The 12,588-nt window shown below is 56.2% G+C and carries 11 protein-coding genes; 4 read left to right on the forward strand and 7 right to left on the reverse strand.

The annotated features are described in order from the left end of the window. Position 1: 1 nt before the first annotated feature. The 3 genes from U4Y90_RS12805 to U4Y90_RS12815 all read right to left on the reverse strand — a co-directional run bounded on the left by U4Y90_RS12805 (position 2) and on the right by U4Y90_RS12815 (position 2,699). Complete coding sequence (locus U4Y90_RS12805; RefSeq protein ID WP_321794937.1) at positions 2–952, reverse strand: xanthine dehydrogenase family protein subunit M; 951 nt, start codon at positions 950–952, stop codon at positions 2–4. Next, the gene (gene paoA, locus U4Y90_RS12810; protein ID WP_321794938.1) at positions 949–1,614 is read right to left on the reverse strand and encodes an aldehyde dehydrogenase iron-sulfur subunit PaoA; all 666 of its coding nucleotides are present in this window, start codon (positions 1,612–1,614) and stop codon (positions 949–951) included. Before paoA ends, U4Y90_RS12805 begins: the two co-directional genes overlap by 4 nt. Before the next feature lie 71 nt (positions 1,615–1,685). After that, positions 1,686–2,699: an aldo/keto reductase gene (locus U4Y90_RS12815; protein ID WP_321794939.1), complete on the reverse strand. Its 1,014-nt coding sequence runs from the start codon at positions 2,697–2,699 to the stop codon at positions 1,686–1,688. 386 nt (positions 2,700–3,085) lie between these two features. Here U4Y90_RS12815 and U4Y90_RS12820 point away from each other — a divergent pair, with 386 nt between their 5' ends. The 3 genes from U4Y90_RS12820 (at position 3,086) to U4Y90_RS12830 (ending at position 5,501) form a co-directional block, all read left to right on the forward strand. Then, positions 3,086–3,439 (forward strand): cyclophilin-like fold protein, encoded by a 354-nt coding sequence (locus U4Y90_RS12820; RefSeq protein ID WP_321794940.1) that lies wholly within the window; start codon positions 3,086–3,088, stop codon positions 3,437–3,439. 206 nt (positions 3,440–3,645) lie between these two features. Next, a complete protein-coding gene (locus U4Y90_RS12825) occupies positions 3,646–4,020 on the forward strand; it encodes a DUF2255 family protein (RefSeq protein WP_321794941.1) in 375 nt (124 codons plus the stop codon). 296 nt (positions 4,021–4,316) lie between these two features. Then, positions 4,317–5,501 carry an arabinose transporter gene (locus U4Y90_RS12830; RefSeq protein ID WP_321794942.1) on the forward strand — a complete coding sequence of 395 codons (1,185 nt, stop codon included), beginning with the start codon at positions 4,317–4,319 and terminating at the stop codon, positions 5,499–5,501. Positions 5,502–5,856: 355 nt separating this feature from the next. On the opposite strand, the gene U4Y90_RS12835 is transcribed toward U4Y90_RS12830, so the two are convergent. Next, positions 5,857–6,765, reverse strand: a complete 909-nt coding sequence (locus U4Y90_RS12835) for a LysR family transcriptional regulator (protein ID WP_321794943.1) — start codon at positions 6,763–6,765, stop codon at positions 5,857–5,859. Positions 6,766–7,122: 357 nt separating this feature from the next. Here U4Y90_RS12835 and U4Y90_RS12840 point away from each other — a divergent pair, with 357 nt between their 5' ends. Beyond that, complete coding sequence (locus U4Y90_RS12840; protein WP_321794944.1) at positions 7,123–8,106, forward strand: NAD(P)-dependent oxidoreductase; 984 nt, start codon at positions 7,123–7,125, stop codon at positions 8,104–8,106. 134 nt (positions 8,107–8,240) lie between these two features. Here U4Y90_RS12840 and U4Y90_RS12845 read toward each other — a convergent pair whose 3' ends face one another. The 3 genes from U4Y90_RS12845 to U4Y90_RS12855 all read right to left on the reverse strand — a co-directional run bounded on the left by U4Y90_RS12845 (position 8,241) and on the right by U4Y90_RS12855 (position 12,186). Then, complete coding sequence (locus U4Y90_RS12845; RefSeq protein WP_321794945.1) at positions 8,241–9,590, reverse strand: MmgE/PrpD family protein; 1,350 nt, start codon at positions 9,588–9,590, stop codon at positions 8,241–8,243. A gap of 205 nt (positions 9,591–9,795) precedes the next feature. Further along, entirely contained in the window at positions 9,796–10,887 is a 1,092-nt protein-coding gene (locus U4Y90_RS12850; protein ID WP_321794946.1) for an ABC transporter substrate-binding protein, read from the reverse strand. Positions 10,888–11,127: 240 nt separating this feature from the next. Then, positions 11,128–12,186, reverse strand: a complete 1,059-nt coding sequence (locus U4Y90_RS12855; RefSeq protein WP_321794947.1) for an amidohydrolase family protein — start codon at positions 12,184–12,186, stop codon at positions 11,128–11,130. Between the last annotated feature and the right edge of the window lie 402 nt (positions 12,187–12,588).

Raw genomic sequence — 12,588 nt, forward strand, 5'->3', positions numbered from 1 at the left:
ATCATCTCCTCGCTTGCGCCATTACGTAGGCTATCGTCCGCTCGACCAAGGCCATTTTGAACGCGTTATCGTGCGTCGGACGCGCTCCGTTCATAAGTGCGTGTGCGACTGCCTTGGCTCCCTGGGACACCGCCGCATCTGCAGCTTCAACTCGCCACGGCTTCGGCGCTACACCACCCACTGCAACCCGCCCACGACCGTCCTCGTGCACGACGGCGGCGACGGAAACAAGGGCAAACGCATACGATGCGCGATCACGGACCTTCTGATAAATGTGCCGCCCACCGATGGGCGGAGGCAAAGTCACCTCGGTAATGAGTTCGCCGGGCATAAGTTCGGTCTCGACACTTGGCGTCGTGCCAGGCAACCGATGAAAGTCGGCGATCGGTATCACCCTGGTCTGGCCATTGGCCCGAACGGTTCCAACGGATGCGTCCAAAGCTCGCAATGCCACCGCCATATCGCCTGGATTCGTTGCGATGCAGTCAGAACTCCCGCCGATCACAGCCAACTGGCGACTGAACCCGCCGATTGCGGCGCAGCCTGAACCCGGTTGCCGCTTGTTGCAGGCTTGATTCGGATCGTAGAAATATGGACAGCGCGTGCGCTGAAGCAAGTTGCCGCCCGTTGTCGCTTTGTTTCGCAATTGCCCCGACGCACCGGCAACGATCGCGCGCGCAAGCACCCCATAGTCCCGTCGCACCCTCGGATCGGCAGCAAGCTGGGTGTTTGTGACCAGTGCGCCGACACGAAGACCTCCGTCGGCGGTTTCCTCTATCCGGTCGAGACCAATATGCCGAAGGTCGACCAGGTGAGCCGGCGTTTCTATCTCAAGCTTCATGAGATCGATCAGATTGGTGCCGCCGGCAATGAATTTCGCGCCCTGTCGCTGCGAAGCGATAGCAGCGGCTTCGGCGGGACTCTTCGCTCGCTCGTAGGTGAACTCCTTCATGCACGGCTCCCCGCCACTTCGGCCATCGCTTCGGCGATATTTGAGTAGGCGCCACAGCGACAGATATTGCCGCTCATTCGTTCGCGCATTTCGACGTTGGTCGCTTTAAGGCCGGCTGTCAGATCACCGGTGGCGTGGCTGGGCACCCCAGCCTTGATCTCGCTGAGGACAGCAACAGCCGAACAGATTTGGCCCGGCGTACAGTATCCGCATTGATAGCCATCGTGCTTGATAAAGGCCGCTTGCATTGGATGAAGGTGGTCCGGCGTACCAAGCCCTTCGATAGTTGTTATCGCGTCACCCTCGTGCATTACGGCAAGGCTCAGGCAAGCATTGATTCGGACGCCATTCACGAGGACGGTACACGCGCCGCATTGCCCGTGATCGCATCCCTTCTTGGTACCGGTAAGAAGGAGGTGCTCCCGTAAGGCATCAAGCAAAGTAGTTCGCGGGTCGAGCTCAAGTGCTTGAACGACGCCATTCACATTGAAAGCGACGCGCATATTGTTTGTCGTCAGTGCCGGAGAATGTCCGTTTGATGGACCGCCGATTTGTTTTTGCGCGTTTGCTGTCCCAACAGGCAGCATTGGGGCTACAGCTGAGACTGCCCCCACGATAAGCAGATTTCGTCGCGTCGGATTCGGTTGGCCGGATTCGTCCATAGGTCGTTACTCCTTTGCTCTTTAGACAGTCCGTCTTGAGCGGGATTGTCGAGAAGATGATGCGCCGCGCGTTACCATGCATAAGCTTCTGGCGCTTCCCCACCGGGACCCGGCCAGATCTCGTCCAGGCAACGAAGGGTGTCCTCAGACAGGGAAATGTCGACGGCTCGAAGTGCGAGCGACAGTTGGTCTGGCGTACGTGGACCGACAATTGGGGCGGTGACTACAGGATTGTGGAGCAGCCAGGCTAGGGCGATGTCGGCTGGACGCTCTTCAAGGTCGGCGCACAGCGCTTCATACGCCTGCAACTGGTCGTGATATTGGCCAATTCTCCGAGCCATTTCGGACTTTGCGCGGCGACCATCAAGCGCCCTCTGAAGCACACCTCCCAACAGTCCGCCACCCAACGGGCTCCATGGAAGTAGTCCTACGCCATGGTGACGACAAGCTGGAATCAGCTCAAGTTCGATGGTTCGCGCAGACAGGTTATATAGACTCTGTTCCGCGACGAGTCCCATGAAGTGGCGTGACTGCGCCGCCGCCTGGGCAGTAGCAATATCCCAGCCGGCAAAATTGCAGCTTCCTACGTAGAGCACCTTTCCCTGTTGGATCAAGACGTCCATGGCTTGCCAAACCTCCTCCCATGGCGTGCGTCTGTCGATGTGGTGCATCTGGTAGAGGTCGATGTGATCAGTATTCAGCCGGCGCAAGCTGTCCTCGCATGCCTTTCTGATATGAAATGCCGACAGTCCGCGGTCATTCGGCCCCAGTCCCATTGGCTGGTAGACCTTTGACGCGAGTACGATTTGATCGCGTCTGCCACCTTGGGCGATCCAGCGACCAATGATCTCTTCCGAAAGGCCAAAGCCCTGTTTCATCTGCGGAGACTGCGGTCCACCGTACACATCGGCGGTATCAATAAAATTGACGCCGAATCCGATCGCATCGTCCATGATCCTAAAGCTGGTCGACTCATCCGTCAGGTCGCCAAAGTTCATGGTTCCGAGGCACAGACGGCTAACCTTTAGGCCCGACCGTCCGAGATGAACATATTGCATTTCAGTTCCGCCCCCTTCTTCCTGCACGCCTCTATCCGCGACGTGTTGATCCAGATCGATTTACTGGCCGATTCCTCGGCGCGGTCGACCTAAACGGCATGCTGAACCCCACCGCGCTTTCGGGTAACTGTAACGGGAATATCTCAATCTGAAAGCCGGCATAGGTCGCATGCACTTGTGAGAATTCGCCAACAAACGGGCACGGCACGGAGACTGCCCCATATTGATTGGTTCGCCAGGGCCGTCTGTGTGGCCGTCTCAGGCTTTTGTGAATCTTGCTCACAACAACATTGGCACGAGGGCGGCTAACCCAGTTGCAGCAATTCGGCTACAGTTCCCACGTGCCCGCTGCCGGACGGTCTTGCAACACGGCAACATGGGTCGGCCAGTCAAATCGCGAGCAAGGGATAGTCGTGAAGATCAGATTTGTTTTGAATGGCACGCTTGTGACCGGGCGCTTGGACGACAATGCTACATCGCGCGACTTTGTAGCCATGTTGCCGCTGCCACTCCGGCTGGTCGACTTCGCGGCGGCGGAGAAGATTGCTTACCTCCCAAGAAGGCTGAACACGGACGGAACACCATCAGGAATTGTCCCTTACGCGGGCGACGTTACTTATTACGAACCGTGGGGAAACATTGCAGTTTTTCACAAGGACTTTCGGCATTCGCCGGGCCTTGTGAAGCTTGGGCGTCTCGATTGTGGCTTGGAAGAACTGCGTACGACCGGGGCATCGGACATACTCATCGAACGGGCAGACGACTAATTGCCTCGGCGTTATGCGCGTTGGACAGCGTCATGGGTTCATCAAAGCATCATGGCCACCCTCCGCGCATGCATCAGCCCTCTTCGGGAACCTCAAATTCTTGTCGGTCCGCCATCTGGCTCGGGCAATTTCGCGAGCCGAGCCGACCGAGCAGATTATCAATTACACGGTCTTCAGATTTCTTTCCATCCTCCGAGGGATGCAACATGGGTATGTGGACGCGAAGCGAACTTGAGCGAATTGCAGCTTCCGACGATCTGTACATTGCTCCATTCCGTGAAGATCACAAAACGTATGGCACACCGACGTCGATTTGGTCGGTGATCGTGGACGGTCATCTTTACGTTCGCGCCTATAACGGCGAAGCATCTCGCTGGTATCAAGCCGCCATCCGCCAGGGTGCTGGCCGAATCACAGTTGCAGGAACAACAAGGGACGTGTCCTTCGCGGGCGCCAGGGGCTCAATCAACGACCAGGTCGATGAAGCCTATCGCCTGAAATACGGCAAGAGTCCTTATCTCGCTCCCATGATTGATGAGCGCGTTCGAGTGACAACCATCAACATCTTGCCTGCAGACTGAGGTGCAAACATTGCAGAAACGCGAGCGTGGCCAAGGACTTGAAGTTTCGGCACTTTCCCTGGGCTGCATGGGATACGGAAAGTCCAGAGACAAGCCTTGGATCGTTCCATTGTTCGGCACACGCAACGTGGAACGCTTTAAGGAGAATGTGGGCGCACTATCGGTTGTGCTCTCAAACGACGAACTCATTGAAATCCAAGTGGGCGCTGCGGCGATAGCAGTCGAGGGAGCCCGATACCCGGAAGCGATGCTGAGGCGCTCGGGCCTCTGATGTGTCCGCAGCCTGAGGAGTAGACGTGTTCGTGATACCCCACCGGTTCACATCATCCACCAATCGATCGCTGCTGTCGCTGATGGCATGCGTATTCACCGTGTTCTTGGTTACAGGAGCCGCTCTACCGGCTCTTCCACTACATATTCATGACGGCCTGGGATTTGGAACGTTCACTGTTGGCCTCGTTTCCGGTGCTCAATTCGCGGCGTCGTTACTTTCGCGTCTGTGGTCGGGCAGAATCTCTGATCAGAGAGGTCCGAAGTACGCCGTGACCGCAGGACTTGTCATGGCAGCGCTCGCCGGTCTGCTCTATCTTGTCTCATTGAAGACCATCAGTAACGCGCTAGTTTCCATCGCGATATTGATAGTGGGTCGTGCTTTGCTCGGCGGCGCCGAGAGTTTCATCATGACCGGCGCTCAAAGCTGGTGTCTAGCCCTTGCCGGCCCGGGCAACGTCGGGAAAATGATTGCATGGATCGGCACGTCAATGTTTGTGGCGTTGGCGTTCGGTTCGCCACTTGGAAGTTTTCTTTTCAAGAGCTATGGGTTTGCCTCGATTGGTTTAGCGACCTCCGTCGGTGCAGTCGTTACGCTCGTTTTGATCACTCCTATCCCCGCCGTCAAAGTCAATCCACAGAGCAACAGGGTCGTAGCTACGGTGTTGAAAGCCGTTTGGCTGCCTGGCATGGGGATGGCGTTTTCGAGCCTCGGTTACGGCATAGTGACAGCGTTCGCCGTTCTTCTCTTCGTCCAACGAGGTTGGCAGCCAGCTTGGCTATCATTTACTGCTTTCGCCGCAGGTCTGATCGTTGCCCGTGCTTTGCTCAGCCCGTTGCCCGACCGCCTTGGTGGCGCAAGAACCGCGATCGTCTTTATCGTCATCCACAGCGCCGGCATGGCCCTCATTTATCTCTCGCCCGTCGCGTGGCTTGCGTTCTTAGGCGCTGCTTTGGCCGGATTCGGCTACGCGCTGGTCTATCCGGGGTTCGGAATGGAGGCGGTCGCGCGCGCTCCCACGGATGCACGAGGCCTCGCTATGGGTGTCTACACCGCCTTCATCGATGTGGCGCTCGGCATATTCGCACCTGTTCTTGGCTCGGTCGCCAATCTGACCGGACTCGGCCCGATCTTTCTTATCGCGGCGACTCTTGCTCTTTGCGCTATCCCAATTGCGATCCGACTTCATGCGTCCCATAAATGGCAGTGATCTCGCCGATATGGGTTGGAAATGACATACCCGGAAAGCCGGTCGCAAAGCATGTTGAAAAACCGCAAAACTGCCGAGCCTGAGGATGCCGGTTCTTTGACATCTCACCCGCGATAGGACTTTCCGACAGTGAACTCGACTCTAGTGGCGAGCAACGAACCACAATCACCATCTAATTGCACAGAGCGACGTCCTAACGACTGTCCACCTTGCGCTGGTAGACACCTGCGAAAATGCGCCGGAGATTTCCGGCATCCAACTGTCGGCGCAACGCACGCGTTTCCGCCCGTTACCGCTACGGTCCTACGGCCTCTCTGATTGCGCGACCGTCTTGACTGTCGACGTTGCGTTGCTGTCATAGTCCCAACGGCTTAATCTCTCGCACCAGATCGATCAGAAGGCGCAACCCCGTCGGCATTTGACGCCGGCTGGAATAGTAGATATGAAAACCGGGCTCGGACGGTGCCCAGTCGGTGAGCACGAGCCGTAGCCGCCCGTCGCTGACGTACGGCGCGACTAAGGGTTCAGGAAAGTACATGAGACCCACGCCACCTAGTACGGCAACTAGTCCTGTTTCAGCTTGGTCAACCGTAACCGAGGATGGAACCAATAAGGCGATCTTCTCGTCTCCTTGCTCAAATTCCCAACGATAGACGCGGTCATCTCCCAGACGGTTGCTAACGCAGCGATGATGAAGAAGATCATTTGGATGAACCGGAGTGCCAAATCGATCGAGATATGTAGGCGATCCTGCAACGACCCATCGAATGTTCGCGGAAAGACGCTGGGCAATCATATCCTCGGGGACGGTGCCCCCATAACGAATTCCTGCGTCAAAGCCGCCCTCGGTCACATTCACCATGCGGTTGCTTGCAACGATGTCGAGTTCCACATCCGGGTACCGCTCAACGAACTCGGGAACTATCGGTGCGAGCAGTAAGGTCGAGGCTTCGACGGCGACATTGAGCCGGATACGACCAGCGGGCGCATCACGAAACCGATTCAGGGTCTCCAACGCGACGTCGATCGCCTCGAAGGGCGTCTCTATCGTAGCCGCCAATGCGTCGCCCGCGCCCGTCAGGGTAACGCTCTTCGTTGTGCGATTCAGGAGTCGAACTCCAAGGCGATTCTCAAGGCCCTTCAGAGCATGGCTCAGGGTTGAAGTAGTCACCCCAAGCTCAATCGCAGCGCGACTGAAGCTTTTATGACGTGCAATAGCGAGAAAGTAGATGAGATCTGCTACATCGGCGCGATTGATCTGCATTTCCTGAACATTCCTTCAGTCGATTATCTGATATTTGCCCTCTGGTGGCGCAGCCTAACGGACGCTTGCAAGCGCCGCACGATTCCCCGAGTGACTTTCCAAACGCGCCAACGGCCCCCTCCATAAAAAAGATTCGGTCTGCTCCTCAAACTGCGCGTGCTACCGCTCTCCAGGCGGGCCTACGTCTCAGCGCCCGAAACCGGCCAGGTGGGCTGCACTCGACAAATAGTGCGATTCCTCCCCTTAACGAACCAACAACCAGCAATGTTGAATCTTGTCTCACATTATCGTACATTGTTATTCGAATCTAACCAGTCCAGCACATCGGGAAGGTCATCTCAAAGAGAGCGCTAAAACATGAACATCCTCGTGACCGGAGGCTCGGGCTTCCTCGGATCGTACGTTATGGCCGCCCTTGAATCGAGGGGGCATAAGGCGCTCAACTTCGACTTGGCGCCACCTCAGCCGGACCTCCTTAGTTTGTCACGCACCGGATCAGAGACTTTCAGATCTGGCCAAATCGGTGACTATGATCGTCTGTTGGAGATCTGCCGGAACGAGGGAATCGAGTCTATCGTCCACGGCGCCGCGTTGCTGGGTCTCGAGCCTTCGCTGCACAGGCAAAAGGAATTCTATGCAACCAACGTAATGGGCTTCGTGAACGTCTGCGAGATAGCCAGAGCGCTGGGGTTGAGAAAACTCATACTGGTGTCGAGCAACGCCGTCTATCACGCTAGCTCCAACGCGAAGCTTTTGGAGACGGACGAACCGTTCTCCATCGTTCGCGGCAACCCGGCCGCGCACTACGGCACGTCGAAGATGGCTGCAGAAGCAATCGGGATGGCGTACGCACAGTTTCACAACGTCGATTTTCTCGCTATTCGCGTGACAGCAGTGTACGGCTTCGGGATGCGCAGTCCGATCCACATTAAGCCGATGGTCGAGAATTCCTTGCTCGGCAAACCTACCCGATTCGAGACGGGTGGAAAGATGAAGAGAGACTATACATACGTATTGGACTGTGCGGACGCCATAGCCACGGCAGTCGACGCTCCCGCGCTTCCTTTTGGCTCCCAGCGCGTTTTCAACGTCTCCGCAGGTAAGGTCTGTACGGTTTCGCAGGTCGCACAGATCGTGCGGAGTGTGATCCCTGGTGCACAAATCGAAGTCGGTTCCGAACTGACTGCATTGGAAGAGGCCAACCTAAAGATGCGCGCTCCGCTTGACAACGGATGCGCCGAAAGGCATCTAGATTGGAGTTCGAAATGGACGATTGAGGAAGGGGTCCGGGATTATGCCAACCGCTTCTCGCACTTCGCTCAGCATGGCCATTCAGTGTGATTGCCTAGCTCAGAAATTGAGAAATTGGCGGCCCGCGTTTGCATTCACGAGAGACCGCCTTTGCGTTCACCATTTTACAGCAAGACGACGTATCTGCCAGCGCCCTCCTCTCTCAGTCCAATAGCCGTCAAATGCTAACGCAGCAGATTCAGTAGGGCCGATGCGCTCTCCACCTGACGAAAGGTCCGAACTACACCAAGGCTTGCCTGGACATTGTCTGCGGAGATATTCGCTCTCCCTACAAGCGTGCGATATTTGGCCTCAACGTCGATCCAGTCGATCCCCAAGATCGCGGCTCCCTTCGGGGCATAGACAGTTGCGGACGTCCTTTTTCCGTCTTTCGTCACAATCGTCACGCGCGCCCCGCCTTTGTATCGATCGAGATCACTTGTCGGCGGAGCGACCATACGCACCCTATCCAAAAGCATGCGAATCCGGGGGTCGGTAATTTTATCGGCGGAAGCATGGATCCAAGAGAAGTCGCGGTCTGCCACTCCAGCAGCAGCGAAAAATATGGCGCTGTGGGCCATTCCGATGAGATCCGTTGGATTGTGTGGATTGGCAAAGCCAGCATAGCCGGGCCTTGAGATCTCAATAAGCTCGACTTCCTCGGGTTCAACTCCAGCGTCTCGCGCAGCTTTGGCTGCCGCTTCGGCAACTCCGTGGTGGGGATGCCCCCCCGGCACAAGCTTGATGCCCATCTCTGTGAGAATATTCCACCTGGATCCGAAGTCGTTCGTGATAAGCGATGCATCCGCGTCTCTACCGAAACAGTCGAAGAATCCGAGTTTCATCTCGAACAGTTCACGCTCAACTGTAAAGCCTCGTGCGGCCGCCAAAGCAGCTTGAACACCCGATGTGGCCGCCTGTCCCGCGTGATACTCCCGGGCCACACTCGTATCGGCGGCTGCGTTCAGTCCGCCAACTGATGTCGCGGTAATTAAAAGTGCCTGGGCCGTCTTGTCTACCGAGAGTCTCATGAGTCGGGCTGCCGCAGCAGCGCCAGCGAAAGCGGCGATGATACTTCCATGGAAGCCTTTGTCCTTGAAAGTGCACTGCATCACAGTGCTAATGCGACCCGCCGTCTCGTATCCAAGAACAATCGCCGCCACAATCTCCTCGCCGCTTGAGCAAAAGCGCTCGCCGACGGCCAAAGCACTGGTGCAAGCAGTTGTCCCTTGGTGAACAATGTTTCGCAAATCGCTGTCGTCCGACGCGGCGGCATCGCTCGCGACGGCGTTCACGCGCGCGGCCGCCGCTGCGGGAAGCCGCACGGAGCCGTCGAACCATATCGTCGACTCTGGCTGCCCCCCACGGTCAACCTCCAGTTGTCTGATGATGCTTGATGACGATAGATTGAATCCGACCGCGGCGCTCGCAATCGTGCTGGCGATTAACATTTCGCCGTAGTCCTTGGCTAACGAAGGCAGATCTTCAAACGTGGATTCTGTTATGAACTCGCCCAACCTCAATGCTACAGTCATGGTTCACTACTCCCGTCGGAAAACAACTACTTCCTTAGTCTCATACTTGGTATCAAACAACTGCCTACGGGGCCGAGAGCGCGAGACTCATGACGTCTGCAAGCAGACGATAGCCTCGCTCAATAGAGTCAGAGCCCTTTTCCGCAAACTGTTTATGACTCGATGCCGGCTCTGAAAGAATGGCCGGCGACTCGGCGCGACCAGTTCAAGCAGACGCCTTCCAACCGATCTTCTTTACTGCTTGGTCAACAAAGCGCATATCCAATACCTCATCGAGATGCAACGCTTTTGGATCTGACACTCCCGGAACCAGCTTCATGGTTACCCAAGCTTCGAGGCTCTGCCTTGTAACGTAAGGCGACTTGAATTGAGACCAATTTTGCTCCCATACGGATGCCCATACTGTCGGCTCGACGGTTGACGAAAACTGCGCCTTATACAAGGCCTCGCCTGCTTCTTTCTTGTTCTCAATGACGTAGCGTAGGCCTCGCGTATCTGCCCGTACGATGGCAGCATACAAGTCTGGATTCTGCTCAACGTCCGCGACCCGCGCTTCAATCAGATGGCCAGCAAGTGATTTGAACCCTGAGATTTCATCCTTGGAAACTGAGAGAAAGAACACCGCCCCAACGCGAGCGGCTGCAATGCTTGTCACTGGAGGCGTCGCAACCATTGCGTCAATCGTGCCGTTCGCCATAGCAGCGATCATATTCGACGTCGATTGAAGGGGAACGATAGTCGCATCCGAAGCCGGGTCGAGGCCACTTTGTGCAAGTACCTGTCGTGCGCAATAGTCGGTGATGCTGCCTGGAGACGTGACGCCACAACGCAATCCCTTGAAGTTCTTGACCGTCGAGAGTCTCTGACCCAGCGGAGTGCTGTCACCCGTGATCGAATGCTTGGCAGCGTAAGATGGTGACACCATGAAATAGAGCTCGTTGAATGCGCTCTGGGCCATCAAGATCTTGAACTTCTGCCCTCTCGCAGTTGCGGCAAGAAGCTCGCCGGGCGCAGTGTAATAAGCATTTCCCGCACCCGAAACCAGAGCGGTCATTCCTGCCGGCCCGCTGCGGGTGTAGATTCTCTCCAAGGTCAAGCCTTCATCTTTGTAATACCCCATCGTCTCGGCGAGGAAGTGCGGAGCCCAGGCCAGCAGCGGTCCACCACTACCCATGAGCATTGTCAAGTGATCGCCCGCTTTTGAGAGAGCAGCACGTGGCAGCGCGAGACTCGCGCCGCCCGCGGCCGCCATTGCTAGAAATTGGCGTCGAGATACCTTGAAATCATTTGTGTTCATCTGCAGTCTCCGTTGCAGAGTTGAAGGATTCGGACGTGTCTGTGCGCCTTCTTCTTTTCCGGTGATCCATAGAAACTATGGAGGCGCGATAATCTATTTAGCCCCTCAAGAACAGAACACCGGTGTGCTCTACGACCTAGTTGCGCTAAGCAACACCCCTTAGTTATCCAAACTCTCTAAGGTGCTCGATTATCAATCCAGGGCTCTTGGCTTACCGGTGGGTTCCCCAATCCAAAAAGCTCAGCCGCGCATCGCCTCCTCGCCTAGTCGATATATGCGCACCGCAGTATCATGATAGAGTGCCGCCTTCTCCTCAACGGAGAATTCGTGTGTGATGCGTTTGAAGGCATTCCAAAGCTGACCGTATCCACACGACTGCTTGTCCACGGGGAAGTTGCTCTCGAACATGCATCGCTCGGGTCCGAATGTCTCAATGCACTCTTCGACATACGGGTGCCATGCATTGGCCAACTCTATCGAAGTTGGTGGGCTCTCGCGAACATGGAAATCCCATCCGTTATAAAGCATGCCGAGGCCGCCAATCTTTACTGTCAGGTTTGGAAAGCGTGCAAGCGAACGAAGATTGGACTGCCAAATCTGGAATACATCGCGGCGATCAGTATGCGGCGGAATACCCAGAACACCCCCCGCATGGTCTAGAACCACTGAAGTGTCCGGAAACGTGCAGAGAAGGTCGACGAGATCCGGAAGCTGATGATAGTAAAGCCATGCATCGAAAGACAGGCCGAGGGGCGCAAGGTGCGAAAATCCCTTCCGAAATGATGCTTCCCTCAGAAGGTGGCGAGGCCCAAAATTCCTGCCGTAGGCGGCGCTGCCACTGTCCCAAGTAGCCCCGTGCCTGATACCTCGGAGGCGCCCATTTCCGGCTCGTATCAATCGCTCGAGCACAGGCTCGACCGCGTCGCCCAAAAGCAAGTCTGCAAAGCCTACGATACCCTCGCAGACGCGCGGCTTCCCGTAGTATCCACTCGCGCTAGCCGCAGCTATCCCATTGGCGAACTCCACTTCTCCTATCGGCTTCATTGCCTCAGAGGCATCGACCCGGTACATCGTTTTAACCTGCACAAATACCGTCGAAACAATGTTGTGACCGGAGTGTAGGTCTTTCAGAAACTCGTCCAACAGATAGCGACCGTGCCCGCCATCCCAAATGTGGTGATGAGGGTCGACGATTGGCAAATCAGGTTCCAGGGCATCTTCGTGAACGCAGGCAAGCCAGCCATCTAATTCCTTGAGGGGCCGTGGAGTGTTGCCACGAAATTCCGGTACAAGGTTCATGTGACAAAGTTAAGAGTTTTGGACAGGTCGCGCGAGCGCCGAACAATTGAGCAAGCAACGCCCTATTGCTGTCGCGTCCCAAGATAGTGAGCGTGCGCCTCCTCGATCCAATCCAACACTCTCGCTGCTTGCCCAATGATCAGGGTCACACCAACTCCGGACACGATAATATGCTGGAGCGCTTCCTTCGACACTTTGAGATCGAAGAGGCGTATCGCATGCATCTTGAAAGAGATCTCCACTCCGAGTGCTGCGAGTTGGCAAGCGTGGACAATCTCACACGTCTTCTGGTCGACCTCGGGCACTTCCATGAGTGCCTTACGCATTTCCTTATACCGTTCCACGGCTTGGACGTTGACTGCCCCCACTTTTGCTGTTGCCGGTCTCAACACAGACGACATC

It is taken from the genome of Caballeronia sp. J97, assembly GCF_905220305.1.
In the GTDB taxonomy this organism is placed as follows: Bacteria; Pseudomonadota; Gammaproteobacteria; order Burkholderiales; family Burkholderiaceae; genus Caballeronia.